We start from the raw sequence: 26,232 nt of genomic DNA on the forward strand, positions 1-26,232 counted from the left end.
AAAAACCCGCTCAAATCAGTCGGCTCTCGCTACGGCCAGCATTCTCGGACAGCCTCCTAGGAGGCTGTCCGACAATACTCAACCTACTGCGAGCCACCTGAGTTTGGCTGTTTTTTGTGCTGTTTTGCGTTAAATAGAACCACTATTCGCCTTAAAACACCGCAAAAACCCGCTCAAATCAGTCGGCTCTCGCTACGGCCAGCATTCTCGGACAGCCTCCTAGAGCACTTCCATCTTTCATCGACTCATTGCGGTCGTTGAGACGAGATTAAGGTGACCGTGTTGGAGGTGCAGGATGGGGTATCGGAGCGGTTTGATGACGCGTTACTTTCTTTGCTCGTGCAAAGAAAGTAACCAAACAAAGCCCCAATGAAGCCTTTGCGCTGCGCTCTGAAGTCATTCTGCGGGCGCCGCTAACGCACCTCCATGTGCTAATCGGCGTCGATACAGTCCCTGTATCAACCTTTCAGGCCTGATCGCATAATAACCTCAGTGCTCGCCGGCTTCATAAGGGGAAACAAGAGCCGCTCTGACGTTTCAGTGGCAGCACTCAAACAACCTCGATCGACAGATTGGTGTTTCGTGAAAGTGTGCTAAACCAGCAGCGGCGCCGGCTGGAGTGGCTGGCCCCGTCGGCTTTGTTCCGTGGCGGGCAGAATATCAATATTGGGCCAGAGCCCACAGAGCAATGCATCCCGATATGCCGCTGGCAGGCCTGCCGCGCGCATGGCGTCTGCCGCTTCGGTCGCCCGATATCTGAGCCGGTGCCAGCTGACCTTGATACGTTCAGCGTCCGGTGTCAGCAGCATGTACCAGCCGTCAGTGGTGCCATCATTGGCCGGCATGCCGATCACACCCGCATTGAGCCAGGCGCCTGAGCCCCAGGCCTGGCCGAAAGGCAGGCCACAGTGGCCGCCGATTAGCACATCGGCCTGAACGAGATTCAGCTGCTGCTGTTTTTCGCCCTGTGATGTAGATTCAAACACGAAGCGGTTTGTCTGATCAGCAGCGCCATGTACCACCTGAATACGTCGCCCGTTAAGGGTAAAGCGCAGCTGGGCAGGGAGAGTACGCAACCAGGATCGGCTGTCCTCACTGATGGTTCTGTCGGCGTAGCGATACCAGCTGTCGGACAGAATCGCGCAGCTGCTACCCTCCTCAAAGCCACAGCCACAATCATCAATACGATTGCCCAGAGATTCCTCGCAGTTACCCTGAATCCAGTGCACGCCTGCATCGCGCAGCAGCTGGACTGTGGCCTCGGTATCGGCGCAATAGGCCACGGCATCGCCGGTACAGATGAGCTGATTGGCAGATAGTCCCAGTTTGTTCGCCGTCTCCAGCAGTGCCTGGGTAGCCTGCAGATTGCTGTAGGGGCCACCAAATATCATTAAGGGACCGGGCAGGGCGCCGAGATTCTTTATGTCTGTTTGTGCATTCATCCGGCGTGCTCTGCCTGTTGCAATTTTGGGGTGCCGGCACTGAGGCAACCGAGCCAGAACAGCAGCAGGCCACTGGTCAGCAGAGTGGCCGAAATCCACAGCAGCTTGGTGTATTTATGGGCATCACCCAGTACGGCGCTGTAACCGGATGATTCGGTAAAATAGAGCACGGCACCGCAGATCGCGAGCACGAAACTGGCAAGATAGCTCCACAGCGGCACATCGGTGCGTCCGCCCCAGAGGGAAATAAGCACCACGGGAGCAAGGTACATGGAGGCGGTGCCGCTGACGGCCACCGCACTGAACAGATCCTTGTTACCGAGGAAGACGCAGCACAGCCCCAGCAGCATAAAGACAACCATTACCAGGCGCCCGTTTTGCACCGTGGTCGGTACCGCTTTCATATCCAGCGCCACCAACTTGGCGGAGCTCGACAGGGTGCTGTCCAGCGTCGACATGGCGGAGATCACCAGGGCGGCATTGAACAGCAGCAGCGGGGTTTCGCCCAGTATTCGGGCCAGCACTGTGTTCATGGCTTCGCCGGCGGCTGCCTGAGCACCTGCGAGTACGCCAAGGCTGCCAAAGGCGGTGATGCAGATAATGCTGATCCAGCCGGCGTGAAAAAAGCTGCGGCGGGTGGTTTCACGGTCAGCCAGAAAGCCGCGATCCATCATGACCGGGTCATGCATGGGATAGCTCCACACCTGCAGCAGTGCCACCAACAGCAGTATGGGGCCAGGCTGATCTATCTCGAACGGTTTGAACAGCAGCATATCGAGATTCACATCTGGGGCTCCAAACGCCACAAATACAAGCACTACCAGCACCAGCAGGAACAGCAGCATCTGGAAGAGGTCGGTGCGCAGGGATGCATGCAGACCGCCGAGAATCGAGTACAGCAGCGTAATGCCGGAAAACGCGACTATGGCCAGGGTATAGGCATTGCTGCCAGTGGCGCCGAACAAAATGCCGATCACCAGCAGGTTGGCAAAAACTTCACTGATCAGCCGGATGCCGATGACCAGGTTGTAACAGCGAGTGCCCCAGCTACCGAAGCGGTTTTGCAGGAAGGCCTGCACGCTCTCAAAGCCCTGTTCAAAGCGCAACTTGTCGATAATGCGCCCGCCAATCCAGAACGAAAGGTAGTAGGCGGCATAGGCGAGAGTCCCCCAGACACCGTAAAAAAAGCCGAGGATGGCTGCATTCATAAGGGAGCGGGCAAAAATCCAGGTCGTAACCTGGGAGAAGGTCAGCGTTAGGAGTCCAGGTGGTTCGGCGTTTTCGGACTGGCCGCGAAAAAAGGCATTGACCGAACGCGCAGGCCGGGACAGTCCCAGGGAGATCAGTGCCAGTGCGGCGACCAGAATCGAAAGGCTGTAATCCATGGGGGCTCCGGATTTAACGGCGGGTGTAAGGGCGAGGAAGCAGGCTCCTGTTATTCGGGCGAGCTTACGTCAAACAACTGAAACAAGCCTGAACGTCAGGACTTGCGGGCAGGGTATTGGGCTCCCTCTGCCGCCGTTATTTGCGACGCAGACGCCCAAACTGGGCATGTACGCCACGACGCATAACGGAGAAACTGTGCTCCAGCAGATCCACACCCACCAGTACTATCACAACCAGCACCGCGAGTTTAACGCCTGTCAGGTGGTGGCCCTCGCCAATGGTGGCGCCGATGGCCGCCAGTGACCAGATAGCTGCCGCCGAGGTGACACCCAGTACAATACCGTCTTTGGCGAGAATCACGCCGGCACCCAGAAAGCCAATCCCCGTGACTATCTGGCCCAGTACCCTGGAGCCATCGCCACCATCAAAGTGCGCGCCGGCGAGGGCGATAAACAGATAGGTACCGAGCACGATCAGTGAGCTGGTTCTTATACCGCAGGGTTTGCCCAGTAGCTGCCGCTCGGTACCGACAATACTGCCAGCCAGCACGCTGGCCAGAATGCCGGACCATTGAAAGGGAGCTATATCCAGTAGCAGTGTGAGGGTAGTGTTGTCCAAGGTGTTCAATAACCTGTGTCGAGGGGCGCGATGCACTTAGCAAATTAAGGGATCTTTATCGCACTCTTTGGGCTGAAATAGAATCAATATTCGCAGGCCTGCCGAAGGGTACTGGCGTGTTCCCGGCCGAGCGGGTGCAGGGCGGGATGAACGGCGCAGGTTTATATGTAAAATCTATCGAAGGAATTGTGTTAATTAATTTCATTGTTAGGCAGACCTTGGGTATTCTGGCTGCATTCCTTAAGCAGGTGAGCCTGCAAGCCATTAAGAATTCAGCAACAGGAGCTATACAGATGCAGCACAAAGAAGGACAGCGCGTACCCCAGGTTACCTTTCGTACTCGTGTGGGCAATGACTGGCAGGACCTGACCAGTGACCAGATCTTTGCTGGCAAGAACGTCATACTGTTTGCCCTGCCAGGCGCTTTCACGCCGACCTGTTCGACTACCCACCTGCCGCGCTACAACGAGCTGGCACCGGTCTTCCAGGCCAACGGTGTCGACAGCATTATCTGCCTGTCGGTTAACGATGCCTTCGTCATGAATGCCTGGGCTGAAGATCAGAAACTGGAACACATTCAGGTACTGCCCGATGGCAATGGCGAATTCAGCGATGGCATGGGCATGCTGGTGGACAAGGCGGACCTCGGTTTTGGCAAACGTAGCTGGCGCTATTCCATGCTGGTGAAAGATGGTGTCATCGACAAGATGTTTATCGAGCCCGACTTGCCTGGCGACCCGTTTGAAGTGTCTGATGCCGACACTATGCTGAACTACATCAACCCGCAGGCTCAGCAACCCAAGCGCGTCACCATTATTACCAAGCCAGGCTGCCCACACTGCACCCGTGCCAAGAAGGCCCTGAGTGAACGTGAGTTCCGCTATGAAGAAATCGTGCTGGGACAGGGAGGCGTCAGCTACTCCAGCCTGACGGCAATTTCTGGCCGCGGTACAACGCCGCAAATCTACATCGATGGTCAGCATGTGGGTACGGCAGATGAACTGGAGCAGTGGTTGGCGGCCAACGCCTGATTGACCCGGTAAAGTCAGTCGCTGCAAGAACCCCCGGGCGCCCTGCGTCGCGGGGGTTTCGTTTTTTGGCCTGGCAGTCGCTGCATTTATTTTTAACCTATCGCTTTTATAGATAGAAGCTGACTTAGTTACCTCGTTGTTTGTCGATACTATGGTGTCACTTAAAGAAACGGCAGACATGGAGTGGGGAGCGATGAGAAGCAGGGCAGACCGGATTCGTCATACGGTGGGGTTTGAACTGATTGGACTAGTGTTGCTGACAGGCTTTGGCAGCTTCCTGCTGGGCTTCGACATGCAGCATTTCGGGGCGTTGGCAGTGGTGTTTTCGTTACTGGCCATGTTGTGGAACTACTACTATAACCGCCTGTTCGACCAGTGGCTGCTGCGCCGTCGGGGTACCAGTATCAAGCGTCAGCGGGATAGAGTTGTCCATGCGCTGCTGTTTGAGGGCGGCCTGTTACTGGTCACCCTGCCGGTTATTGCCTGGTGGCTGCAGGTCAGCCTGTGGCAAGCGCTGGCGATGGATATCGGGATGGTGCTCTTTTACCTGGTGTTCGCCTATCTCTACAACCTGGCATATGACCGCGTCTTCCCCGTAGTCGAGGGGGCTGTGCCAGCACAGTGCTAAAGCGCCTATTTAACGTACTCAGGATTGCCCTGATAGAAGCCCGCGCCTGCGGGCTTTTCCGCGCCTGGCGATCTATCGAGGCCACTTCTGTGTATAAGTGAGCGCTGGCCAGGTTCCATTATTTGAAATTTTTGAGGCATCAATGTGCTGTCAATATTGACAGCACAGCTATTTAAAATTTATTTGCACTTGCAGGTAGCGGTGAAAGCCGCGTCTTTCGGGCTCTTGCCGCCTAAGTCAAACACTATATTTTTTCCTGTGCAGGCGGGTTGGACGAAGATTCACCAGCCAGCCGCAGGCCCCGTCATTACTGGGCTAGGCGCTGTGTATTGGAGTTGTGTATATCTTTTCCATAGAGTTATCCACAGATTCCGTGGAAAAGAACGGGCTTGACGACGTGCTATCCAGGCGTTCCGCTGAGGTTTTTACCGCGCATCAGCCAAGCAGTGCAGGTGATGACCATGGCAGTACAGCAAGTCGGACGCCTGGAGAGGCGTTACCGCTGCAGTAGCACCGTTATGGAATTATTGTTTCGCGCCAGGCATCTCGCTATTCTGTTCCGGTCATCGTTATTGCCGTGATAATAAGAGGAGAGCCCCCAGAAATGCCCATCAAGATTCCTGACCAGTTGCCTGCCGCCGATCTGTTGCGAAGCGAGAATATCTTCGTAATGAGTGAAAGCCGTGCGATGCATCAGGATGTGCGTCCGCTCAAAGTGCTGATTCTCAATCTGATGCCCAAAAAGATCGAAACCGAAAATCAGCTGGTGCGGCTCTTGTCCAATACGCCGCTGCAGGTGGGGATCGAATTCCTGCGGGTGGATAACCGTGAAAGCCGGCATACGCCCGCCGAGCATCTGGACAGCTTTTATCGCAGTTTCGATGAGGTGCGCGATAACAACTACGATGGCTTGATCATTACGGGTGCGCCTCTGGGGCTGGTGTCTTTTGAGGACGTACTCTACTGGGACCAGGTAGAGGAAATCATCCACTGGTCGCGCCAGCATGTCAGCTCGACACTGTTTCTGTGCTGGGCCGCACAGGCGGGTTTGAAAGTGCTGTACGACCTGCCAAAGCGTACGCGGGATGAGAAACTCTCAGGCGTGTACGAACACCATACATTGTTGCCCAGTGACCCCCTGGTGCGTGGCTTTGATGACGCCTTCTGGGCGCCGCATTCGCGCAATGCCGACTTCCCGGTGGACTTTATTCGCGAGCATACCGATCTGCGAATTCTGGCCAGCTCCGAGACGGCCGGCAGTTACCTGATGGCCAGCCCGGATAGACGTCAGGTGTATCTGACCGGCCATCCGGAGTACGACGCCCTGACGCTGGCCCAGGAGTATCAGCGTGATCTGCTGGCAGGCCTGGATCCGACAGCCCCGCAGAATTACTTTCCTGACGATGATGTTGAGCAGGCGCCGCAGAACCGGTGGCGCAGCCACGGTAATCTGGTGTTTGCCAACTGGCTGAACTATTACGTCTACCAGATCACGCCATTTGACCTGAGCGTGATGACGACCAAAATAGAGGAGTAACAAGGTACGGGGGCATGCGCAGTGAAGAGAAAATGCCTCTGATCTGCTTGTATTGAATCGGCGGGTCAGAGGCATTGCTTTGCGGGCAAGGCTGACGCGATCAGGCGTCCTCGACCAGGCGGATGCCGTCGGGACTGATCTCGATCAGGCGCTGCTTGTAGAGCGTGCCTATGGCCATTTTGAAGGCTTTCTTGCTGCTGCCGAACAGGCGGGTGATGACCTGTGGGTCGGTCTTGTCGTTCACGGCCATGTAGCCGCCTTCGGCCTTGAGGCGTTCCAGCACCTGGCCTGCCAGACCGCTAACCTTGCCGTAGCCCGGTTTGTCGAGGCACAGGTCGAGCTTGCCGTCGGGACGAATCTGCTTGATGTAACCTTGCAGGTTCTGCCCGAAATGCAGCCGGCGAAACAGGTCAGACTGGTGAATCAGACCCCAATGGGTGCCATTTACCACAGCCTTGATGCCCAGGTCCGTGCGGTTGGCGATGGTCAGTTCTACGCTTTCGCCCTCCTTGTACTCGGCCGGGACCCTGTCCAGAAAACGATCCAGCTTGGTGGTGGCAACGATGCGGTTGGTGATGTTATCCAGGTAAATGTATACCAGATAGCTCTTGTCCTTCTGCATCCGCACGGGTTGCTCGGAAAAGGGTACCAGTAGCTGCTTGGGCAGCCCCCAGTCGAGGAAGGCGCCGACCGGAGTTACATCGGCGCAACGCAGCAGTACAAAGTCCCCCACCTGGGCCAGCGGCTTGTCCGTCGTGGCGATCAGAAAATCTTCTGAGTCCAGGTAGACGAAAACCTCCAGCGTATCGCCGACCTTGCAGTCGTCGGGCACGTGGCGTGCAGGCAGCAGAATCTCGCCGAGGTTCTCGCCATCAAGGTAAACACCGAATTCTTTCTGCTTGATGACGCTGAGGGTGTTGTAGCGGCCGGTTGCGACCATGGGGCTGTCCTTTCATTGATGGGGCGGGGAGTGCGCTCGCTCAGGAGTGCTTGGCCAGAAACTCTTCGTCCAGCTTGAGTTGCTGGTTGCTGTTGACACCCACGCCGCGGCTGCGAATGTTTTCAGCGATCTGCTTGGCCTCATCCAGCGAGTGCATTGCGTAGGTACCGCACTGGTAAACGTTCAGCTCGGGGATCTTGCTCTGATCCTGCACGGCGAGCACGTCATCCATGGCAGCAAGCCAGGCGGCGCCAACACGGGCTTCATCGGGCTGGCCGATCAGGCTCATGTAGAAGCCGGTGCGACAGCCCATGGGAGAGATATCGATGATCTCGACGCCCTGACCATTGAGGTGATCGCGCATGAAGCCTGCGAACAGATGCTCCAGGGTGTGAATGCCGCGTTCGCTGAGGATTTCCTCGTTGGGCACGCAAAAGCGCAGGTCGAATACGGTAATGGTATCGCCGCCAGGCGTGGTCATGGACTTGGCGACACGTACTGCCGGCGCCGCCATGCGGGTGTGGTCTACGGTAAAGCTGTCGAGCAGTGGCATCTTGTGTCCTCTAAAAACGTGTCGATGGGGTACCGAATACGCCCATTATCCCAGCCCTGCGCAGGCAATACTACCGCAGACACCAGGTGTCTGCGGGATGTGCAGCAGCTTGGTTGGAAGCTATAGCTTAGATTGGTTTCAGTTGGTTGAGCAGGCGCTGCAGTGGGATACCCAGAGTCTTGCCCAGTTGCTTGGCATGTTGCTGCAAGCGCCTTGGGTTGCTCTGCGGCAGGCCTCCCTTGAAGGCGAGTACGATGAGGTTGCCACCATTAACCGGGCACAGCAGGCACTGGCCGTCGAACAGGTCTTTCATGCGGGTCAGCGCCGAGCGATTGCGGGCCTGGCCCTGATCCCACAGGTTCAGTACCAGCATGCCCTGATCATTCAGCAGATTGTAGCAGTCGGACTGAAAATCCTGTTCCAGCTGAATCAGCTGCATGCCATCATCCAGGTAAAGGTCGCTGAAAATGATGTCGGTCTTGGTTGTGCCGCGGGCGGCAAAGGCTTCGGCATCGTCGATCAGCAGCTCAAAACGGTCGGTTTCGGTCAGGGAAAGCCAGTTGCGGGCTATATCCACCACCTGCTGGCGCAGCTCGACAACGGTCAGTTGCATCTGTGCATCGTAGGCCTGCAGGCAGTTGCTGAGGTTGCCGCCGCCCAGGCCAAACAGAGATACATGGGCCGGATTCGGCATATAGAGGAGGGCCAGTAACATGGCCTGCACATATTCAAACACCGGCAGTGCCGGGTTTGTCATATCGATACAGCTTTGTTCGCCGCCATCACCAAAGGACAGGTAGCGTCGTGGCCCGTCTTCAAGCACGCAGACCGGGCCCCATTCGTCGTAAGCACGGTAGAGTTCCTGACCAGGCAGGGAGTTGCGGATGGCCCGATGCGATTCGTCCGAATCGGTGGCGGCAAAGTATTCGAGCATCGAGGACATGGGTTTTCCTGACGAGGTGAAATTTTCAGCGGCCAATTGTACCTTGCCTGCGGTGACAGGGAAGCCTTGTCTGCACACTGAAGATACAGCTAAATGATCCGAACAATTGTTTAATTTATTCGCAAATGACGGGAACCATACGCCTGAGCCTTGTGTCATACCCCATGCAAGCGAGAAGTTCTCCAGCAGAGTTTCCAAGTTTCAGCGGCCCCAGTGGCCGCTTTTTTTTACCCTGAAAAAAGTCAGCGGCCTGCAGGACTCGGCATCGTCTATCTTCTGTTCTGTTCTTGACCGGGTAATTTTGAGCAGGGGCGCAAAATAAAAAAAAGGGCATCGCGGCGCTTGTGGCGCCACGATGCCCTGTATTCCGCAAGATGGCGCGGTAGGGGGCTATTGAGTCGATTAGGCTAGCAGGCTGCTAGCGTTTACCCATGCGACGTACCGCCTGGGGCGTAAAGTCGCTGTGGGAGAAACGCTGGCTAAAGTCAAAGCCGATGCCTTCTTCGTTGGTCAGGCTGCCGACCAGGTAGCGGCCGGACTGCAGATCGTAGAGGGCTTCGGCTACCAGCCAGGGCACCTGTACATCGCGGTACTGGAACTGGTGTGCTTCAGCGACACGCCAGAGTTCTCCGCGACCATCGTAATGATCCACGATGCTGGCCTGCCAGCTGTCCTCGTCTATGTAGAAGACGCGTTTGGCGTAGATATGCCGCTCGCCGCTCTTGAGCGTGGCTTCAACCTTCCAGACCCGGTGCAGCTCATAGCGGGTCAGTTCTGGGTTGATGTGGCCAGGCTGCAGGATTTCCTCGTATTTGAGTCCGCGGTCGGCCAGCTTGAAGCTGTTATAAGGTATATAAAGTTCCTGCTTGCCGATCAGCTTCCAGTCGTAGCGGTCGGGGGCGCCATTAAACAGGTCTAGGTTGTCGGTGGTGCGCTGGCCATCGGTTGCTGTACCCGGTGCATCATAGGCCACTTCAGGTGCACGGCGAACGCGGCGCTGACCGGCGTTGTAGGTCCAGGCCTGGCGTGGCTGGCTGACCTGATCCAGAGTTTCATGCACCAGCAGGATGTTGCCGGTCAGGCGAGCGGGCGCCTCCACTTCCTGTACGAAATAGAACAGGATGTTGTCATCCTTGGCCTTGTCGGCGCCGCCTTCCAGGTAGGTCGGCCAGGTCATTTTTTCGTTGATCTTCACCGGCGTAAAGTTGCCATTGCTCTGTACGGGTACCTGCACGAAGGTACGTTCCATAGCTCCGCCACGGTAGCGGGTCATGTGGTTCCATATCACTTCCAGGCCCGTTTCCGGTATCGGGAAGGCGCTGCCTTCCTGCAGGTTACGCACGCCGTAACCGTTGTCCGTCAGGCTTGCTGAGAGCGCATTCTGGCGGATCGCAGCATAGACTGAGTCCGGGTAGGCCGCGGTGCGGTGAGTGGGGTACACATTCATTTTGTAGCTGTCGGGGTAGCGTTTGAACATCGCCAGCTGCCCGGGTGACAGCTGGTCGGCATGGCTGTCGACATTGGCTGCGGTAATGGTCAGAAGTGGCGTTTCACCGGCATAAGGATCGCTGTAACGATCGCCGCTGGAGGCTGGCATGCCGCCGTCCCATGCCGGGATGGTACCCGCGGCATTACCGGCTTTCTCTGCCCCGACCGGAGTCAGATCAGTGCCCAGGCGCGCCTGCTGCTGCTCCGAGATAGCAGCATATAGGCCGCTACTCAGAAAGCTGGTCAGGGCCGTGGCCGTGAGAAGGGGAATCATTTTTATCATTATGCTGTGTCTCCGCTTGCAGTCAGAATTCAGAACGCCACCGAGGCACTGAGCGATACAAAATCCCGGTCTTCCAGTTCGTTGTAATCGCCGCCAAAGAAGTTGGTGTAGGCCAGCTGTACCGAGTACTGGTTCAGGTATTCACCGGTGAGGCTCAGGCTGAGTGCTTTCTGATCCTCACTGAATGCGGCACCAGGCTGAGGCCCGTAACCTTTAACGCCGTGCTTGAAGCTCACTTCGGGTGTCAGGCTTATGCCTGCGAAGGCGTTAGGGTATTCCAGCGAACCCCTGGCGACATAGCCAAAGGAGTCGGCCGTTACAAAGCCATCGTTGTCACCAGCCGTGTAACCAAAGGCGCCATTGCGGCCGTATTTGAGCTCGTCGGCGCTTTCATCAAAGTTGTGAATGTGCGTCCAGGCCAGTTCGCCCACCAGGGTAAGGCGGCTGGCTCCCAGTACACGGTCATAGAGCTTTACGAAGGTTGTTTGCACTTGGGTCACATCAAATGCTGTGTAACCGTCTATTTCCGAGCCAAAGGGAACCGAGGAGCCGGTGTGCTGATCGATGCCGCTGTTGCCGGTGCCACCGTTGGTGAGTATGCCGGCGACCAGCTGTGGCCCGTTGATCTGAATTGGCAGGTCGCGCTTGTGGCTGATTTCACCGGACCAGGCCAGATCACCCAGGCTGGTATTGAAGCTCAGGCCCAGCAGGCGTATGTCTTCCGGGTACTCGACGAAATATTCGGACGCCAGGGTTGCTGGCAGGCCGAAACCTGAGAGTGCCGGATTGAATTTCTTCACGCCGCTGCTGATCGGCAGGCGGCTGTGGTACTGGGCTGCGTAGAGGCCAAATTCGGTGCTGTTGAGCTCTTCTGCGAAGTAACGCAGGGCAAAACCGAACTGACCGTCATCGTCGGCGTCGCGGTGGCCATCGGCATTGCGCTTCACTACCAGCGGCAAGGCAGAGTTGAAGTAGGCCTCATCATTGAGGAAGTTCAGCGAACCGCTGTTGATGCGGATACCATCACAGCCTTCGGCACCAAAGTCATTGTTGGAGAAGTAGGTGCCGCAGCCATCAATGGAGGTGGCTTCCCACTTGAACTGATAGAAGCCTTCAAGGCTAAGGTTGTCGGTCAGGCCGACGGAGCCGAATGCCATATTAACCGGCAGCAGGCCTTCTTTAACCTCGGCGCCGGCGCGGCGGAAGGCGCTAACATCGAAGGGATTGATGACATTAATGCCGCCCTGGATGAAGCTGCTTTCGCCCCAGTTGACGACCTGGCGACCGAGTCTCAGGTCGACCGGTTTGCCGTCGATATCATATTCGCCGTACCAGTAAGCATCGAGTAGTTCGATGCCGGAAAATTTGGAAAAGTCATCGAAGTTGGAGTCGTTCAGCTCGGCGCCCGGCTCATAGCCGTTAGGCGCATGGCCGTGGTCTCGGCTGCCGTTCTCAAGCTCGGCGTCGAACCAGTACTTGCCCCTGGCAAAGAACCCCATATCACCGTAACGCAGCTCCAGGTCGTGTATGCCCTTTACGGTCTTGGAGAAGGTTTCGCCCTGCTTGAAATTCTGATTGCCATCATCGTAGCTGCCGGAACCTTTACTGGTGCCACCGTTGGGCTGGGAAATCAGGCTCTGCTTGGCATCGTTAAGACGCCAGCTGGCGCCGACCGATATTTGCGAGTCGAAGCGGCCTTCGATTTCGCCAAGCTGGAATTCAACTGCAGCGGCCGGTGCCGCGGCGCCGGCCAGCAGCAGGGCACAGGCGAGGGGGTGGAGCATGAAGGCCGGGGCTTTCAGGTTCGCCACTGTACTAACCCCATTATTTATTGCCATTTCGTTCACCTTGGCTTCTTATTGTTGTTCGGTAACTGCGCTTTTAGAAGCCACAGTTTCTGTTCTTTCTATAAAAACGGTTACTTATAATCGGTCAGCTAAACTGTAGCTGTTGATTAGAGTCCCCAGTTTTGACGAATTTAGTGTCGTTGAACAATGACATTAAACATCAGATTAACTGACAAATGAACGCGAGCTCTTGCCCTCCGTGGCTAGTGATTACTGTATGCGACTGTAATTAGTAGATAAGTTGCATTCTAGAGGTGTATTTATGGATCGCAAGATGACAGTTCCCGCTGGCTATGCGCGTCATCTTTTGTCACAGGCGCGTGCCCAGGGCCTGGATGTGACGGGATTGCTGCAGCAGGTGGGCCTTGATGCTGAGGAAATTGAGCAGGACGGGGCGCTTTCTGCCGTTAAGTTCGGCGCGCTCTATCAGCAATTTATGCAGAGTGCCCAGGATGAGTTCTTTGGCATGCTCAGTTCCGGCAAGGTGCCCAATGGCACCTTTCGTCTGATGTGTCATTGCATCATTCACTGTCGGTCGCTGGAGCGTGCCATCTGGCGCTGTGGCGACTTTCTGGATATTTGCCGTGGCACCCTGGCCAAGCCAGTGCTGGTGCGCAAGGGGCGCTATGCCAAGTTGTCGCTGTCGCCGGTTGATCATGTCGACCTGGAGAGTTTCAATGGCCTGCTGCAGGAGCAGCCGGCGGAAAAGGTGCGTACCTCGTTGTCGATGTGGCACCACTTTATCAGCTGGCTGATCGGCAACCGGCTGGAGTTGAAAGCGGCTTACTTCATGTTTGACCGACCCGAGGTCGTGGATCATTACCGCACGCTGTTTCAGTCTGAAGTGAAGTTCAGTCAGCACGAGAATGCCATTATTTTCCCGCAGCGCTTTCTGGATTATCCCGTGGTGCAGACGGAAGAAACGCTGCGGGGTTTTCTGAAAACGGCGCCCTATCAGCTAATCGTGATGGTGGATGATGACCAGAGCCTCAAGGCGCAGGTGGTAGCGATGATAGGCAAGGATTTCAGCCGTGAGCTGCCAGGTTCGGAGGAGGTTGCCAAGGCGGTGAACATGTCGGTGTCGACTCTGCGTCGGCGCCTGCTTGAGGAAGGTACGTCCTATCAGAAGATAAAGGATGATTGTCGCAAGGCTGCCGCCATGAACTATATGAACTCGCCGCAGCTGGCGATTAACGATGTGGCGGCGTTGATGGGGTTTGACGAGCCATCGGCGTTCTTTCGCTCCTTCAAAAAATGGACTGGAATGACGCCGGGTGAATATCGCAAAAGTGATGCCTTTCGAGGACTCTACCAAAAGTAGGCCGCAGGTACCTGCGCATGACGCGGCCATGCCCGGGTCTGTGAGAGCTTTGCGGCCTGGTCTTGGGAGCAATATTGAGCGGTATTTTAACAAAAGCTAAATATTTATAAGAAACAGCCTCTTAGGCTGTTGACAGTGAAATTCATTCGGGTAATATACGCGCCACTCCTTCGGAGGGATGGCTGAGTGGCCGAAAGCACCGGTCTTGAAAACCGGCGAGTCGAGAGGCTCCCTGGGTTCGAATCCCAGTCCCTCCGCCATTGAAGGAGTATTGCTGTCGTTCCCTGATAGCTCAGTTGGTAGAGCAGTAGACTGTTAATCTATTGGTCGCTGGTTCGAGTCCAGCTCGGGGAGCCATATGTGGGTCGTTAGCTCAGTTGGTAGAGCAGTTGGCTTTTAACCAATTGGTCATAGGTTCGAATCCTATACGACCCACCAGTTTTATCGTGTTATAGTTTTACCGCTTTTGGGTCGTTAGCTCAGTTGGTAGAGCAGTTGGCTTTTAACCAATTGGTCATAGGTTCGAATCCTATACGACCCACCAGTTTTGCCCTTTATGGGTCGTTAGCTCAGTTGGTAGAGCAGTTGACTCTTAATCAATTGGTCATAGGTTCGAGCCCTATACGACCCACCACTTTTCCTCTTTCTGAGGGAAGGTTCACAAATTCTGTAATATCCTGTCTTGATATTTTGTAGTGACGACTCTTAATTGGGTCTTTTCTGCGTTGCATCCATTTTTTATTTGTTGCTTTTTTCTGCTTGTCTGGGCCGGCACCTGTTCACTTGACGTGGGTCAGGCTTTATCAAATCTGCGGATAATGGGTTAAGGGGATGGCTTTGGGGAAGGGAAATGCGGTACCTGTTTTGGGGGTGATATTGCTCACCTGGCTGCTGCAGGGGTGTGGTCAGTGGATTAAAAATGGGAGTGCATCGCAGATAAGTGGTGAAGTGACCTATAGAGAGCGCATGGCGTTGCCCCCTGGCACCCGCACTCGGGTCTTGCTGGAGGATGTGAGCAAGGCTGATGCACCGTCTGTGTTGCTGGCCGAGCAAACAATCGAGTCGGCAACGAATGTGCCTATTCCGTTTCGCCTCAGTTATGATCCTGAGGTCATTGAACCGCGGCATCGCTACGCGCTGCGGGCAGAAATCCGTGCCGCAGATGGACAGTTGCTCTGGGTCACTACGGGCTTTCACGGAATTCTGGGTAGCAATCAGCCGAGGCAGGGGCTGACGCTGGTGTTGCAGTCGGCGGCGCTAGAGGTCGCAGCGCAACAGCCTGCGGCGGTCAATGTCGAAGCCGCGCGAACCTATGTCTATGAATGTGGCGAGCTTGACGCCGTCGTGCATACCGAGCCTGGCCGGCTAACCCTGTTGGCTCAGGGGTCGGAAAGCCGGCTTGAGCAGGTTCCCAGCGCCTCTGGTGTGCGTTATGAGGGCGAGGGGCGGCTGTTCTGGACTCAGGGCGAAGCGGCATTGCTGGAAATTGATGGGCAGCGCTACGGGGGCTGTCGCAGCAATGCGGCAAAGGCACCCTGGGCGGATGCGGCTTATCGCGGTGTCGATTTCCGGGCCCTGGGCAATGAACCTGGCTGGCTACTGGAAGTCGACGAGGGCAAGGATCTGCGCCTGGTGACGGATTACGGCGAGCGCAGCCTTTATCTGCCGGCCCCTGCGCCGCGTTTTGAGGGCGGCATTGTACGTTACTCGATCCGGACAAAGACGCACGATGTAGAGCTGAATATCGAGCCCAGAGCCTGCCAGGACAGTATGAGCGGAGCGGCTTTTGAAGCCAGGGTGAGGCTGCAGCTTGATGGTCAGGAATATCTTGGCTGTGGTCGCTATCTGTCAACGGCACGTTAGCAGGCGGTTTATGCCTGGTCGGCCTCAGAGGCCGGTGTCGTAGCGCTGGTATTCCACCTGCATAACTTCGTACCAGACTTCACTGCCGTCCGGTTTTTGCAGTGATACTTCGTCGCCGACAGATTTCTTCAGTAGCAGGCGTGCCAGTGGCGAGTCGACGCTGATGTAGCCCTGGGCAGCATCAATTTCGTCGGCACCGACAATACGATAGCGATGGGGCTGGTCGTCCTCATCGGCCAGGGTCACCCAGGCGCCGAAGAAAATGCAGCTCTGATCCTCCGGAATGCGGTCAACCACGGTCATGTCGTCCAGGCGCTTGGACAGGTAGCGCACGCGGCGGTCAATTTCGCGCAGTTGCTTCTTGCCGTAGATGTATTCGGCATTTTCGGAGCGATCGCCCTGGGCGGCGGCTTCGCGCACCGATTCAGTAATGGCCGGTCGCTTGACGCGCCACAGGTATTTCAGCTCTTCGTTAAGCTTCTGATAGCCTTCGGCGGTGATGTACGAGGCGCTGCGGGGCTGGGCTGGGCGCCATCGGCTCATGCTGCAGTTACGGCTATTTTCACGACTGATCCTCAGGTTCAAGCTGGCAAGTAAGCCACGAATTGTAGCCTGATGCTGCCTCCACTGGAATTGTAACCGCAGGAGGATTCGGGCGACGCAGGGCTCGACAGTCGAAGCCCGGTCGCAGGGAGGGTGTATTGCCGCTGTTACTGGCGGCTGGCGGTGGAAACGTAGTGCGCTACAGCCTTGATCTGTTCGGCGGACAAAATCTCTTCAAACGCAGGCATGATTCCCACGCCCCCACTCACCGCATTGGCGACTTGCTCGACGGTGGGTTTCAGGTCGTCCAGCTTGGGGCCAATTTCGCCACTGGAACCGGCATCATTCAGGGTGTGGCAAATAGTGCAGGATGGCTGCGCCAGTTGCTGAAAGACGTCCTTGCCCTGGTCGAACAGCTCATCCGCCAGGATGGGGCCGGACATCAGGCTAACACAGGCCACGAGGGTGAAAATCATGCGCATCTTTAGGGTACTCATATTGCTGTTGGAATGGCCGCAGTGTTCCAGAGGGACTCTGCGGCGGCGGTTTTTTAGCTGACAGTAACGCTTACACCATGATCGCTCCAGCTGGCGTTGCCGTAGCCGCGTTCGTTCTCGGTCCGCTCCTGTGGCTGGGCATTACCCTCAGAATCAGTGGCTCGGCTAACAATGCGGTATTCACCTGGTGCCAGGTCGACGGCAAGCACGAAGGGGCGCCATGCAAAGCGGCCCATATCCGGTCCGAGCAGGCGCGCCTCGAGCCAGTTGCTGCCGCCGTCAATGGAAACTTCAACCTTGTCGAGCGGGTTGTTGCCACCGAAGGCAACGCCGTGGATCATGCTGCGCCCACTGCCTGCTTTTTCCAGCGGTGTGGTCACCCAGGATTTAACCGGCATTTCCCACATGGACGGCTGATCCGGTGCGCCTTTTACGCCGACGTCGCGGATACGGTAACCGGAGGCCTGAATCTTGGCGTCGGTCTGGGTCTCGGTAAAAGCAACCTGCTTGAGGTATTTGACGTTATTCACGCCGTAGTAACCCGGTATTACCAGGCGCAGCGGGCCGCCATGGGTCAGGGGCAGGGCTTCGTCGTTGAGCTCCCAGGCCAGAATGGCCTGATCCAGGGCGCGGGTCGGAATGGAGCGCTCAACCATGATGGTCTTGGGGTCCAGGCCCGCAGGCAGCGTTTCGCCGCCGGTGCCGGTGATGTACTCCATACCTTCCTTGACGCCGCCCAGTTTAGCTACCACCTCACGCAGCGGTACGCCGGTCCAAACGACGCAACCAGCTGCGCCTGCACCCCACTGGGTACCGCCCGGGCCATGGGTGAAAAACTGCCGGCCGTTGCCGGAGCACTGCAGTACCGCAGTCACAGACTCGATACCGATTTTTTTCAGCTCGCCAAGCGTCAGTGTTGTCGGGTTGTTAACGCCTTCGATACGCACTTCCCAGGCATCAGGGTCGGCAACAATTTCGTTGCCAGGCGCGGGCAGGTTGTTACGTACATAGAGATGATTGCTGGGTGTTACCACACCGCTGGCAATAGCGTCGCGGCGGGTTTCGAGGGTGTTTGCGCTATGTACTATAACGGCGTTTTCATCTTTCCAGCTGGCGTACTCCGGCAGAGCAGACTTGGGTTCTTCTGCGGCTATGGACAGCGGAGCTAGGCCCATCAGGCCGACCGAGGCTATGGCGCCGGTGCTGCCGACCAGCAGATTACGCCGGCTCAGGCTGACAGCCGCTGCAGCGTTGGTGGAGCTTTTCTTGAATGTCGACATGGCTTATTCCTTTGTTGTTGGTCTCATTGTCGAAACGGATCTCACTGTGGAAGTCCGCATCAATACGCTGTATTCGATTGGCGGGTTAGCAACGGGTTGCTGCTCTAAAGAATAAATTCCCGACGGTGCGGCATGGCGCCGGCGGGCCCTACGATCAGCAGGCCGGCCCCCTTGAGCGGCAGTGCCAGTACCTCCAATTGCTGCTCGCGGATACGATAATCGCCGTAGTCTGTGATCGCCTGGCGCACATTCGGATTGCGGTAGAAGACGTTTTCGGTGATGCGGTACTCGATAATCAAATGATTGCCACGCTGCAGAGCGAAAGCTTCAGCAGGCTCGCCACCCACACGGGTTTTCCAGCGGGCGACCAGTTTGCACCCGGCCAGCCGGGCTGGCAGCTCTGTCTTGCTGGGGGGCGTCTCCTGCTGGACCAGGTTGGTGCGAGACAGATTCTGGTACTCCTGCAGCACGTCGCTCATCATGGGGATCGACCCCGGTGTCATCGAAGTCACGGTGCCGGGCAATAGCAGCACTGCCATAAGCAGGGCGGCCAGTGCCCAGCCTGTGACGCCAATAAAGCCGCCTATCGCGGCGGGCTGGCGTGCCCAGGCGAGCCGGCGCAACCAGGGTCGAGGCATGGCATTCTGTGCAGGGGAGTGCTGAGCCTCGTCGAGCATAGTGTCGAGCCGCTGGTGTAGCGCGCCGGGCATGCGGTTGACGGCTACCTGTTGCAGTCGGCGGCTCAGGCTCTGCTGGCGCTCGATCTCTGTGCGGCAGGCGTCACAACCGGCCAGGTGTGCTTCGAAAATAAGTGTTTGCTGGGCGTCAAGCTCGCCATCTGCGTAGCCCGACAGCCAGTCCTGCAGCTGCAGATGCAGCTCGGACAGGTGATCGGTCATGTTGTCGTGGCTACCATCAGTTTTTTTCATGACCAGGCTCCTTGTTTCCAGTGGCGTTAGTGGCCAGAGCCTGGGCGGCGGCAGTCTTTATCAGCAGGCCGGCGAGCAGACGCCGACCACGGGATAGTCGGCTCATTACTGTACCGCCCGGCAGGCTCAGTGCCTGGCCAACTTCCTGGTAGCTCAGCCCCTCGATATCCCTGAGCATGACCACCTGGCGGAAGTTGTCCGGCAGTGCCTGGATCGCGGCGATGACCTGTTCATCGCTACGACTCTGCATGATTTGCTCGAAGGGGCCTGGGGCTGCGCAGGGGTGATCCTGCAGAAAGTCATCATCGGCGATCATCAGCATGGGGGCCAGACGATGCCTGCGCGCCTCGCGCCGGCTGTCATCGGCGACCACGTGGTTGAGAATACGCAGTAACCAGGCGTAGACCGCCATAGTGTCGGTGAGTTGGCCGAAGTCACGCCAGGCGCGCAGCAGGGTTTCCTGAGTCCAGTCTTCGGCAATCTCCTGGCTACGGGTCTGGCGGCGGGCGACACTAAACAGCCGATCGCGCCAGGGGCGCGTCAGGGATTGAAATTGCTGTTTTTGGCGGGCGTGATCCATCGTCTTTCCTGCGCCTGAGCATAGATCTGTAACAGGTTTTATCTTAGGGCGTCACCAGGCTCTGACTTATTCCCGGTAACCGCTATTTTTTGTATTTTGGACTTAAAAGTCTCACTTTATAGGGCAGCGTGCTGTCGACCGGAAGGGCCACGCGGCTATATCGATTGGTGCCACTGCGACTTGCAGCTAAAGCCTTCGGCCTGACGGCCGATACAGAGGTTAACAACAGCAGCTTGATGCCCCATGTATACCGACCCGATTCAGAACCGTATCGAAACCTACACCTCTGGCCTTACGCCGGCGGTGCAGTCGGGCAATGGCGCCGAGTTTTCGCTGCTGCTCAGCCTGATTTCAGTCAATCAACTGCAGTACCGCGCGTTACCGGCCCAGTCTTTGCTTGAGGCGCCTGTGTCGGCGCAGCCAGGTTTTCCCGACCCGAATGCTCTGTATACGCCTGAGCTTACCGGGCAGCTGAACCAGGCGGTCAGCGAACATCAGACCGGAGACTTTGCGATGCTGCGCAGTTACCTGGATACCGCTGGTCGCACACCGGGCCAGGCACGCCAGGCGCAGGATCAGTTTGAGCAGGTGGCACTGATGTCCAGCGGCCGCCTGATGCTGGATCAGATCGTCGGATCCCGTGTGCAGTTGTCCGCCTGAGTCCTGTCCTGCGTCTGTTGAATTCTATTCTGCGTGGATCCCGTTTAGACTGCCCGCCCTGGCAGCTAGCCCGAATCAAGGGAGTGAGACACGCATGAGTACAAAGTCACAGGGGCGGGCACTGGTACTGGGGCTTGGCGCTGTATTGTTATGGTCCACGGTGGCCACGGCGTTCAAGCTGGCGCTGGCGCACCTCACACCTTTGCAGTTGCTGGCGGTAGCCTCGGTCGTGTCGACCCTGGTGCTGGCGGCGGCGGTCAGCATTCAGCGGCGCTGGGGCGAGCTGGCGCTTGCCTGGCGGCACAACCGCTGGCGGTACCTGGGCCTTGGGTTCCTGAATCCGTTCTTCTATTACCTGGTGTTGTTCAAGGCGTATGACCTTTTGCCCGCACAACAGGCGCAGCCGCTTAACTACACCTGGGCGCTGACCCTTTCGCTGCTGGCGGTGCCGTTGTTGGGGCAGCGCCTGTATGGGCGTGATTATCTGGCCATGCTGCTGGGCTATGTCGGGGTACTGGTGATCGCTACCCGCGGCGATATTCTGTCGCTGCAGTTCGACAGCCCGCTGGGGGTCGCGCTCGCGCTGGGCAGCACCGTGCTCTGGGCGCTGTACTGGATTTATAACGCACGCAGTGACGATGCCCCCGTGGTGGGTTTGCTGTTGTGCTTTTTGACCGGGTTGCCCTGGGTGCTGGTTACGGCCTGGTTTAGCGATGGCGTGCCGGCAGGCTGGAGCGGTGTGGGAGCGGCGGTCTATGTGGGTCTGTTTGAGATGGGCATTACCTTTATGCTTTGGCTGTCGGCGCTAAAAACAGCAACCCATGCCAGTCGTATTGGTAACCTGATTTTCCTGTCGCCGTTTCTGTCTCTGATCTTTATTGCCCAGGTGCTGGGTGAGTCGATTCATCCTTCGGTCTACCCAGGCTTGGGACTGATTATGGGTGGTGTGATTTTGCAACAGTTCCGGCGTGCTTGAGGCGTCGCCGGGCAGGCTGCAGATTTTGTCGTCATATGGGAACATGATCGCGTCTTTTATGTTGATTAAATAACCATTAAGACTACAGTTGGGTGTGCGATGCAGGCTACAGGCGTGGATGGTTTTCGCTTTGATCCATGGTTGGCAAGGAGGTCGTAGTAGTGGTCGGTTGTAGCTGACAGCCCGAATGGGGCACTGTGCGGCCTTTGCCGCTGATTTGAGACACTGGCTTAAGCCCGTGAAAGCTGTTTCACTGGGCCGCAGTGAAAAGGGGAAACATAATAATGAAACTGACCAAGAATATTTTGAGCCTCAATGGCGTGGCATTGGCAGCAGCCCTGTTGGTGATGCCTCCAGTGCTGGATTCGTTGATGGGCCTTGGTGGTGCTTCCAGCGCCTTTGCCAAAAATGGTGAAGGTGGCGGCAATGGTGGTGGTAACGGTGGTAACGGTGGGGGCAATGGCGGTGGTAATGGCGGCGGCAACAGCAACAGTAGCAGCTCCGACAGCAGCAGTTCCTCCGGCAACAACGGCAACAACGGTGGCAATGACAAGAGTCAGGCTTCATCCCGCTCGGCTAAATCCGACAAGTCTGCTAAGTCTGATAAGGGCTCAAAGAGCGAGCACAAATCCCTGGGTAACAACCATGGTGCCATCGCCAGCGCTTTGGGCAGCCTGAACGCGGCCCATGCATCACCTAATGCGCGTCTTAATGCCAACCCTAATTCCCGCGTCGGTCTGATTGCGCAGTATGAGCAGGCGGTACTGGCAGGACGTGAGTTGAGTGCAGAAATTGCGGATCTTGATGTCGAACTGGCAGATTTGCGGGCTGATCTGGCTGAGCTTGAGCACATCGATACCACGACCCTGGAAGCTGATATTCAGGCCCTGGAAGATGACATCGCATCGCTGGACCCGGTCGCTGACGAGCAGGAAATAGCTGATAAAACAGTAACGCTGGGCGAGTTGACCGCTGATCTGGAAGCGATCAATACAGCGAATGCCGCGGTCGAGACTCAGGCCACGGCACTTGAGGGTGAGATCGCGACACTGGAAGACGAAAAGATGACTGCTATAGACGAGCTTGAAGCGGCGGCCGTGACCGAAGCTGAATCTCTGGCGGCGGCGGCTAACAAGTATGACAGTGTGGAAGACATCCCCGATGAAGTCATTGCCGAACTGCAATCCCTGTTAGGCATCGCCGAAGAGCAGGTTGCGGTACAGCCTTAAATTGTTGGATTTTTTGCCGGAAAGTAACGGCGGTAAAAACAGTCGTAAAAACAGCGCCCTCGGGCGCTGTTTTCGTTCTGGAGTACTACTGCCATGACCTTTTGTTCTGAGCCGCCACTCAGTTGGAAAGGGCGCGCAGACGTAGCAGGTCCGCATTGTTAGCTGGGCCGCCTGGGGGCAGGGAGTGGGCACTGCGAAATGCATCCAGCGCCCGGCTGCTAGCGGGCCCCCAGAGACCATCGGCGGGGCCAGGATTGTACCCCTGCTGTTTCAACAGCTGCTGGGTGTAGGTTGCACTGGCCAGGCCTAGCGGGCGTTTCTGGGCGGAGGCTGCGCGGGAGCTGGCGTTCTGGCGCTGGGCCAGGCTGCTGTCCTGATAGAGTCTTGCCGTAACGGTTTGTATCAGCGGGTTGCTGTCATTGCGCCCGGCCTGGTCGGCCCAGTACCAGGCAAGACCCGCATCTGTCGGCACACCAATGCCGGCGCGATAGCAGACGGCCAGCTCCAGCATGGCCTGAGAATGTCCGTTGATGGCGGCCAAACCCAACAACAGAGCGCCCCAGGCTCTGTCCTGTTCAACGCCCTTGCCGTTGAGGTAGAGCTTGCCCAACTGAAAGGTGGCTGGCGTGTGGCCGGCGCGGTTGGCAATCTCGAGCCAGCGGGCGGCGCTGGCATCATCTGGCGCCACGCCTCTGCCGGTGAGATAGCCCATGCCCGCCATATAGGCGGCATCGGCCGAGCCCAGGCGTGCTGCCTGTTTGAAGGCATTCATGCCTCGGGCGTAGTCCTGGCTGACGCCGACGCCCTGGGTGAAGTTCAGGCCTTCACGGTACTGTTGCTCGGCCCGCACTGGGTCTGCCGGCAGGGTGCCGACAGGCAGGGGCAATGCGGCACAGCCAGCCAGTGTCAGCAGGGCCGCACAGAGCAGGGTTCGGGTGCTGGGTGCTATTCGGTACGCCATTGAATTTTCTCGGGTTGGCCGGTGGTTATTTCCCACCATTCATCGGGATCCTGGCCATTGCTCCAGCCGGCGGCGATGCAGCGAACTTCGGTTTCAAGTGCGGCGAAAGCATCGAGCGCGCAGTCCAGGTCCTTGCTCCAGGGGGTGCGGTCTGTTTTGAACCAGACGCTGGTCCAGGTCTTGCCGACCACCTTCTGGTGGATCATCACCTCTACCACAGCGCTGTCCATGGTGCAGCTGTACTCATAGATGAGGCCTTGATTGGAGCGTCTTTCGAGGCTGGAGCTGTGGGATTTAATCCAGTCTTCCAGTTGCTCGAGGGAGCAATTTTTGACGTAGATCTCGATATCGGGGTGGCGTGGATCAGTCATGGTTTCGATCGTCGTTGAGGAATCGGTAAAGGCGCAGCAGGCTCAGGCTGATATAGCCAATGGCTGCCAGTATGCTGCCCGCAACGCTGAGGATCAACCCGAGCAGCGCCAGCAGCTCCTGTTGCCAGGATGCGGCGAGCAGGAATTCGGCCAGTACAATCAGGCCAATGCCGGGGGCGAAAAGGCCGAACCCGAGCAGTAAAAGTAGCAGGTTTTGTTGTGGCTGGTCCGCGCGGCGCAGCAGCCAGCGTTTGACGGCTGAAGCTGTCACAGGCGCTTGAGGACGGCGAGATTGACATCCAGCGTCAAATCCAGCTGTGCCAGTGCCGCCAGGTCTGCCCGCGGCTGCGCCGCCAGGCGCTGACTGTGGGGTGTCATGCCGAGCAGTGTCTGGATGCTGTCGCTGTCATTCAGACTGAAGCCATACTGCACCGCCTGTTGTTGCTCCAGACTGAAATATTCGCTCAACTGGCTTAGCGGGTCGTAGTCCGAGGGGCGGATGTCGGCATAGATATGCCGGCGCAGTTCAATCAGGTGCTGCTCGCCGGGCCAGGCCAGCAACAGCAGGCCGCCGGGCTTGAGCACCTTTGCCATGGATTCGGGCATCAGGCGGCTGAACAGCAGCGTGATGGCGTCCAGTGAGGCCGGCGGCAGCGGCATGTCAGCGCCGGATGCCACCAGCCAGCGTGCCGTGCGGCTGCGCTGGCAGGCGGCGCGTACCGCGTGCTTGGAGATGTCCAGCCCGGTCAGGGCTATATCAACCCCGGTGGATTGCAGCGCCTGTTCCATGCGGGCGCTGTAGTAGCCTTCGCCACAGCCCAGATCCAGCAGTTCGACAGCCGTGCTCTGCCCTGCAAGCGCCTGGCTCAGCAGGCCGTTGATCCGGTCGGACAGCGGCGCATAGTGGCCCTGATCCAGAAAGGCACGTCTGGCCTGCACCATGGCGGCATTGTCGCCGGGATCCAGCGAGCGCTTGCGCTGAACCAGCAGCAGGTTCCAGTAGCTCTGGCGGGCCTGATCGTAGCTGTGGCCATTGCTGCAGCGTAGCTGGCGTGGCTGTTCTTCGAGCGGCTCGCGGCACAGCGGGCAGACGAGTTGCATCATTGGGCCAGCAGTCGTGCCAGGATGTTTTCGTACAGGTCCGACAGCGTATCCAGGTCCTTGGCACTGACACGTTCGTTCAGTTTGTGGATGGTGGCGTTACAGGGGCCCAGTTCCACTACCTGAGCGCCTGTGGGGGCGATAAAGCGGCCATCGGAGGTGCCGCCGGATGTCGACAGCTCTGTTTCCAGCCCGGTGATGGCCTGGATGGCCCGCTGGCAGGCTTCCACCAGATCGCCGGCGGCGGTCAGAAAGGGATTGCCGGACAGAATCCAGTCGATATCCCACTCAAGCTGGTGCTTGTCGAGGATATCCCGTACCCGTACCTTGAGCTCGTCGCTGGTGACTTCGGTGGAGAAGCGGAAGTTGAAGGCCACGTCCATATGTCCGGGGACCACGTTGGTGGCACCAGTACCCGAATTGATATTGGAAATCTGAAAGCTGGTGGGCGGGAAAAACTCGTTGCCCTGATCCCAGACTTCAGCCGCCAGTTCCGCCAGCGCAGGCGCTGCCAGGTGGATGGGGTTTTTCACCAGATGCGGGTAGGCCACATGGCCCTGTACACCCTGCACCTTGAGGCTGCCACTCAGAGAGCCGCGACGGCCATTCTTGATGACATCGCCAACCTTGTGGGTGCTGGAGGGTTCGCCAACGATGCACCAGGTAATTTTTTCATTACGGGCTTCCAGGTGATCGATTACCCGAGTGGTGCCGTTAATGAAGGGGCCTTCCTCGTCGCTGGTGATCAGCAGGGCTATGGAGCCCTTGTGATCCGGGTGGTTGTGCACGAAGCGCTCCAGCGCGGTGACAAAGGCGGCCAGGCTGCCTTTCATGTCTGCCGCGCCACGACCGCACAGCATGCCTTCGCTGATCTGGGGCTCAAACGGCGGAAACTGCCACTGCTCTACCGGGCCTGTGGGTACCACATCGGTATGGCCGGCAAAGCAGAGTACGGGGCCCGTGTCGCCACGGCGCGCCCAGAAATTCAGGGTATCTTCAAAATGCAGTCGCTCGATTTTGAACCCTATGGCTTCAAGACGGGCAATCATCAGTTCCTGACAGCCCGCGTCCTCGGGGGTCACTGAGGCGCGGCTGATAAGGTCGCTGGCGAGCTGGAGAGTCGGTGACAATGGGGTCATGGCAGTCTGGGTCCGAAATCGAAGGGGAATTGCATCAGGTCTGGCGCCGGTGCACAGCCCCGGTGGGCAGAGTCTGACCACCGGGG

The 26,232-nt window shown here is 57.5% G+C and carries 26 protein-coding genes and 5 tRNA genes; 13 read left to right on the top strand and 18 right to left on the bottom strand.

Annotated elements, in window-relative coordinates; all coding sequences use genetic code 11:
* Positions 1-593: 593 nt before the first annotated feature.
* From MPRO_RS21135 to MPRO_RS21145, 3 genes are all read right to left on the bottom strand, one after another.
* On the bottom strand, positions 594-1,442 hold the full coding sequence (locus tag MPRO_RS21135; RefSeq protein ID WP_067298011.1) for a metallophosphoesterase family protein: 849 nt from the start codon (positions 1,440-1,442) through the stop codon (positions 594-596).
* Complete coding sequence (locus MPRO_RS21140) at positions 1,439-2,827, bottom strand: SLC5/6 family protein (protein ID WP_067298014.1); 1,389 nt, start codon at positions 2,825-2,827, stop codon at positions 1,439-1,441. The genes MPRO_RS21135 and MPRO_RS21140 overlap by 4 nt, the downstream gene beginning before the upstream one ends.
* A gap of 136 nt (positions 2,828-2,963) precedes the next feature.
* Positions 2,964-3,446 carry an MgtC/SapB family protein gene (locus tag MPRO_RS21145; protein ID WP_245635170.1) on the bottom strand — a complete coding sequence of 161 codons (483 nt, stop codon included), beginning with the start codon at positions 3,444-3,446 and terminating at the stop codon, positions 2,964-2,966.
* A 293-nt stretch (positions 3,447-3,739) separates the two neighbouring features.
* On the opposite strand from MPRO_RS21145, the gene MPRO_RS21150 reads away from it, so the two are divergent.
* From MPRO_RS21150 to metA, 3 genes are all read left to right on the top strand, one after another.
* Positions 3,740-4,477 (top strand): glutathione peroxidase, encoded by a 738-nt coding sequence (locus MPRO_RS21150; protein WP_067298017.1) that lies wholly within the window; start codon positions 3,740-3,742, stop codon positions 4,475-4,477.
* A 193-nt stretch (positions 4,478-4,670) separates the two neighbouring features.
* The gene (locus MPRO_RS21155) at positions 4,671-5,105 is read left to right on the top strand and encodes a PACE efflux transporter (protein ID WP_067298019.1); all 435 of its coding nucleotides are present in this window, start codon (positions 4,671-4,673) and stop codon (positions 5,103-5,105) included.
* A 604-nt stretch (positions 5,106-5,709) separates the two neighbouring features.
* Complete coding sequence (gene metA, locus MPRO_RS21160; RefSeq protein ID WP_067298022.1) at positions 5,710-6,642, top strand: homoserine O-acetyltransferase MetA; 933 nt, start codon at positions 5,710-5,712, stop codon at positions 6,640-6,642.
* A 100-nt stretch (positions 6,643-6,742) separates the two neighbouring features.
* Here the strand turns inward: metA and MPRO_RS21165 are convergent, their stop codons facing one another.
* The 5 genes from MPRO_RS21165 to MPRO_RS21185 all read right to left on the bottom strand — a co-directional run bounded on the left by MPRO_RS21165 (position 6,743) and on the right by MPRO_RS21185 (position 12,687).
* A complete protein-coding gene (locus MPRO_RS21165) occupies positions 6,743-7,582 on the bottom strand; it encodes a CvfB family protein (RefSeq protein ID WP_067298025.1) in 840 nt (279 codons plus the stop codon).
* A 40-nt stretch (positions 7,583-7,622) separates the two neighbouring features.
* Positions 7,623-8,135, bottom strand: a complete 513-nt coding sequence (gene luxS, locus MPRO_RS21170) for an S-ribosylhomocysteine lyase (protein WP_067298029.1) — start codon at positions 8,133-8,135, stop codon at positions 7,623-7,625.
* 127 nt (positions 8,136-8,262) lie between these two features.
* Positions 8,263-9,078, bottom strand: coding sequence for a spermine/spermidine synthase domain-containing protein (locus MPRO_RS21175; RefSeq protein ID WP_067298033.1), 816 nt, complete (start codon positions 9,076-9,078; stop codon positions 8,263-8,265).
* A gap of 418 nt (positions 9,079-9,496) precedes the next feature.
* The gene (locus MPRO_RS21180) at positions 9,497-10,849 is read right to left on the bottom strand and encodes a DUF1329 domain-containing protein (protein ID WP_067298036.1); all 1,353 of its coding nucleotides are present in this window, start codon (positions 10,847-10,849) and stop codon (positions 9,497-9,499) included.
* Positions 10,850-10,878: 29 nt separating this feature from the next.
* Positions 10,879-12,687, bottom strand: coding sequence for a DUF1302 domain-containing protein (locus MPRO_RS21185; protein WP_067298039.1), 1,809 nt, complete (start codon positions 12,685-12,687; stop codon positions 10,879-10,881).
* Positions 12,688-12,970: 283 nt separating this feature from the next.
* Between MPRO_RS21185 and MPRO_RS21190 the strand changes: the two genes are divergently transcribed.
* From MPRO_RS21190 to MPRO_RS25545, 7 genes are all read left to right on the top strand, one after another.
* On the top strand, positions 12,971-14,017 hold the full coding sequence (locus tag MPRO_RS21190) for an AraC family transcriptional regulator (RefSeq protein ID WP_245635171.1): 1,047 nt from the start codon (positions 12,971-12,973) through the stop codon (positions 14,015-14,017).
* Positions 14,018-14,189: 172 nt separating this feature from the next.
* Positions 14,190-14,277: transfer RNA gene (locus tag MPRO_RS21195), tRNA-Ser, on the top strand.
* A gap of 21 nt (positions 14,278-14,298) precedes the next feature.
* Positions 14,299-14,374 (top strand) — tRNA-Asn (locus tag MPRO_RS21200).
* 5 nt (positions 14,375-14,379) lie between these two features.
* A tRNA-Lys gene (locus MPRO_RS21205) sits at positions 14,380-14,455 on the top strand.
* A gap of 30 nt (positions 14,456-14,485) precedes the next feature.
* Positions 14,486-14,561: transfer RNA gene (locus MPRO_RS21210), tRNA-Lys, on the top strand.
* Positions 14,562-14,575: 14 nt separating this feature from the next.
* Positions 14,576-14,651, top strand: a tRNA-Lys gene (locus tag MPRO_RS21215).
* A gap of 197 nt (positions 14,652-14,848) precedes the next feature.
* A complete protein-coding gene (locus MPRO_RS25545; RefSeq protein ID WP_102136348.1) occupies positions 14,849-15,880 on the top strand; it encodes a YbaY family lipoprotein in 1,032 nt (343 codons plus the stop codon).
* 24 nt (positions 15,881-15,904) lie between these two features.
* Here the strand turns inward: MPRO_RS25545 and greB are convergent, their stop codons facing one another.
* From greB to MPRO_RS21245, 5 genes are all read right to left on the bottom strand, one after another.
* On the bottom strand, positions 15,905-16,423 hold the full coding sequence (greB, locus tag MPRO_RS21225) for a transcription elongation factor GreB (protein WP_067298049.1): 519 nt from the start codon (positions 16,421-16,423) through the stop codon (positions 15,905-15,907).
* 167 nt (positions 16,424-16,590) lie between these two features.
* Positions 16,591-16,920, bottom strand: a complete 330-nt coding sequence (sorU, locus tag MPRO_RS21230) for a SorU family sulfite dehydrogenase c-type cytochrome subunit (RefSeq protein ID WP_245635172.1) — start codon at positions 16,918-16,920, stop codon at positions 16,591-16,593.
* Between the two features lie 53 nt (positions 16,921-16,973).
* On the bottom strand, positions 16,974-18,200 hold the full coding sequence (sorT, locus tag MPRO_RS21235; RefSeq protein ID WP_067298052.1) for a SorT family sulfite dehydrogenase catalytic subunit: 1,227 nt from the start codon (positions 18,198-18,200) through the stop codon (positions 16,974-16,976).
* 104 nt (positions 18,201-18,304) lie between these two features.
* Positions 18,305-19,129 carry an anti-sigma factor family protein gene (locus MPRO_RS21240; RefSeq protein ID WP_067298055.1) on the bottom strand — a complete coding sequence of 275 codons (825 nt, stop codon included), beginning with the start codon at positions 19,127-19,129 and terminating at the stop codon, positions 18,305-18,307.
* Positions 19,116-19,709 (bottom strand): RNA polymerase sigma factor, encoded by a 594-nt coding sequence (locus MPRO_RS21245; protein ID WP_067298059.1) that lies wholly within the window; start codon positions 19,707-19,709, stop codon positions 19,116-19,118. The genes MPRO_RS21240 and MPRO_RS21245 overlap by 14 nt, the downstream gene beginning before the upstream one ends.
* A 243-nt stretch (positions 19,710-19,952) precedes the next feature.
* Here MPRO_RS21245 and MPRO_RS21250 point away from each other — a divergent pair, with 243 nt between their 5' ends.
* From MPRO_RS21250 to MPRO_RS25550, 3 genes are all read left to right on the top strand, one after another.
* On the top strand, positions 19,953-20,369 hold the full coding sequence (locus MPRO_RS21250; protein ID WP_067298062.1) for a hypothetical protein: 417 nt from the start codon (positions 19,953-19,955) through the stop codon (positions 20,367-20,369).
* Between the two features lie 94 nt (positions 20,370-20,463).
* Positions 20,464-21,345, top strand: a complete 882-nt coding sequence (locus MPRO_RS21255; protein WP_067298065.1) for a DMT family transporter — start codon at positions 20,464-20,466, stop codon at positions 21,343-21,345.
* 284 nt (positions 21,346-21,629) lie between these two features.
* Positions 21,630-22,574, top strand: a complete 945-nt coding sequence (locus tag MPRO_RS25550) for a hypothetical protein (protein WP_067298068.1) — start codon at positions 21,630-21,632, stop codon at positions 22,572-22,574.
* 118 nt (positions 22,575-22,692) lie between these two features.
* Here the strand turns inward: MPRO_RS25550 and MPRO_RS21265 are convergent, their stop codons facing one another.
* The 5 genes from MPRO_RS21265 to dapE are packed head-to-tail and all read right to left on the bottom strand — an operon-like array spanning position 22,693 to position 26,146.
* The gene (locus MPRO_RS21265; protein ID WP_067298071.1) at positions 22,693-23,535 is read right to left on the bottom strand and encodes an SEL1-like repeat protein; all 843 of its coding nucleotides are present in this window, start codon (positions 23,533-23,535) and stop codon (positions 22,693-22,695) included.
* Positions 23,520-23,906, bottom strand: a complete 387-nt coding sequence (locus MPRO_RS21270) for a hypothetical protein (protein ID WP_067298075.1) — start codon at positions 23,904-23,906, stop codon at positions 23,520-23,522. The genes MPRO_RS21265 and MPRO_RS21270 overlap by 16 nt, the downstream gene beginning before the upstream one ends.
* Positions 23,899-24,177, bottom strand: a complete 279-nt coding sequence (locus MPRO_RS21275; RefSeq protein ID WP_067298078.1) for a hypothetical protein — start codon at positions 24,175-24,177, stop codon at positions 23,899-23,901. Before MPRO_RS21275 ends, MPRO_RS21270 begins: the two co-directional genes overlap by 8 nt.
* Positions 24,174-25,010: a putative RNA methyltransferase gene (locus MPRO_RS21280; RefSeq protein WP_067298081.1), complete on the bottom strand. Its 837-nt coding sequence runs from the start codon at positions 25,008-25,010 to the stop codon at positions 24,174-24,176. Before MPRO_RS21280 ends, MPRO_RS21275 begins: the two co-directional genes overlap by 4 nt.
* Positions 25,007-26,146 (bottom strand): succinyl-diaminopimelate desuccinylase, encoded by a 1,140-nt coding sequence (dapE, locus tag MPRO_RS21285; protein WP_067298085.1) that lies wholly within the window; start codon positions 26,144-26,146, stop codon positions 25,007-25,009. Before dapE ends, MPRO_RS21280 begins: the two co-directional genes overlap by 4 nt.
* Positions 26,147-26,232 lie beyond the last annotated feature (86 nt).

It is taken from the genome of Marinobacterium profundum (assembly GCF_001528745.1).
Classification (GTDB): domain Bacteria; phylum Pseudomonadota; class Gammaproteobacteria; order Pseudomonadales; family Balneatricaceae; genus Marinobacterium_A; species Marinobacterium_A profundum.

Coding starts and splice junctions, on each gene's coding strand:
- MPRO_RS21135 (WP_067298011.1), bottom strand. CDS start 1,442: ATGAATGCACAAACAGACATAAAGAATCTCGGCGCCCTGCCCGGTCCC.
- MPRO_RS21140 (WP_067298014.1), bottom strand. CDS start 2,827: ATGGATTACAGCCTTTCGATTCTGGTCGCCGCACTGGCACTGATCTCC.
- MPRO_RS21150 (WP_067298017.1), top strand. CDS start 3,740: ATGCAGCACAAAGAAGGACAGCGCGTACCCCAGGTTACCTTTCGTACT.
- MPRO_RS21155 (WP_067298019.1), top strand. CDS start 4,671: ATGAGAAGCAGGGCAGACCGGATTCGTCATACGGTGGGGTTTGAACTG.
- metA (WP_067298022.1), top strand. CDS start 5,710: ATGCCCATCAAGATTCCTGACCAGTTGCCTGCCGCCGATCTGTTGCGA.
- MPRO_RS21165 (WP_067298025.1), bottom strand. CDS start 7,582: ATGGTCGCAACCGGCCGCTACAACACCCTCAGCGTCATCAAGCAGAAA.
- luxS (WP_067298029.1), bottom strand. CDS start 8,135: ATGCCACTGCTCGACAGCTTTACCGTAGACCACACCCGCATGGCGGCG.
- MPRO_RS21175 (WP_067298033.1), bottom strand. CDS start 9,078: ATGTCCTCGATGCTCGAATACTTTGCCGCCACCGATTCGGACGAATCG.
- MPRO_RS21180 (WP_067298036.1), bottom strand. CDS start 10,849: ATGATAAAAATGATTCCCCTTCTCACGGCCACGGCCCTGACCAGCTTT.
- MPRO_RS21185 (WP_067298039.1), bottom strand. CDS start 12,687: ATGGCAATAAATAATGGGGTTAGTACAGTGGCGAACCTGAAAGCCCCG.
- MPRO_RS21190 (WP_245635171.1), top strand. CDS start 12,971: ATGACAGTTCCCGCTGGCTATGCGCGTCATCTTTTGTCACAGGCGCGT.
- MPRO_RS25545 (WP_102136348.1), top strand. CDS start 14,849: ATGGCTTTGGGGAAGGGAAATGCGGTACCTGTTTTGGGGGTGATATTG.
- greB (WP_067298049.1), bottom strand. CDS start 16,423: ATGAGCCGATGGCGCCCAGCCCAGCCCCGCAGCGCCTCGTACATCACC.
- sorU (WP_245635172.1), bottom strand. CDS start 16,920: ATGAGTACCCTAAAGATGCGCATGATTTTCACCCTCGTGGCCTGTGTT.
- sorT (WP_067298052.1), bottom strand. CDS start 18,200: ATGTCGACATTCAAGAAAAGCTCCACCAACGCTGCAGCGGCTGTCAGC.
- MPRO_RS21240 (WP_067298055.1), bottom strand. CDS start 19,129: ATGAAAAAAACTGATGGTAGCCACGACAACATGACCGATCACCTGTCC.
- MPRO_RS21245 (WP_067298059.1), bottom strand. CDS start 19,709: ATGGATCACGCCCGCCAAAAACAGCAATTTCAATCCCTGACGCGCCCC.
- MPRO_RS21250 (WP_067298062.1), top strand. CDS start 19,953: ATGTATACCGACCCGATTCAGAACCGTATCGAAACCTACACCTCTGGC.
- MPRO_RS21255 (WP_067298065.1), top strand. CDS start 20,464: ATGAGTACAAAGTCACAGGGGCGGGCACTGGTACTGGGGCTTGGCGCT.
- MPRO_RS25550 (WP_067298068.1), top strand. CDS start 21,630: ATGAAACTGACCAAGAATATTTTGAGCCTCAATGGCGTGGCATTGGCA.
- MPRO_RS21265 (WP_067298071.1), bottom strand. CDS start 23,535: ATGGCGTACCGAATAGCACCCAGCACCCGAACCCTGCTCTGTGCGGCC.
- MPRO_RS21270 (WP_067298075.1), bottom strand. CDS start 23,906: ATGACTGATCCACGCCACCCCGATATCGAGATCTACGTCAAAAATTGC.
- MPRO_RS21280 (WP_067298081.1), bottom strand. CDS start 25,010: ATGATGCAACTCGTCTGCCCGCTGTGCCGCGAGCCGCTCGAAGAACAG.
- dapE (WP_067298085.1), bottom strand. CDS start 26,146: ATGACCCCATTGTCACCGACTCTCCAGCTCGCCAGCGACCTTATCAGC.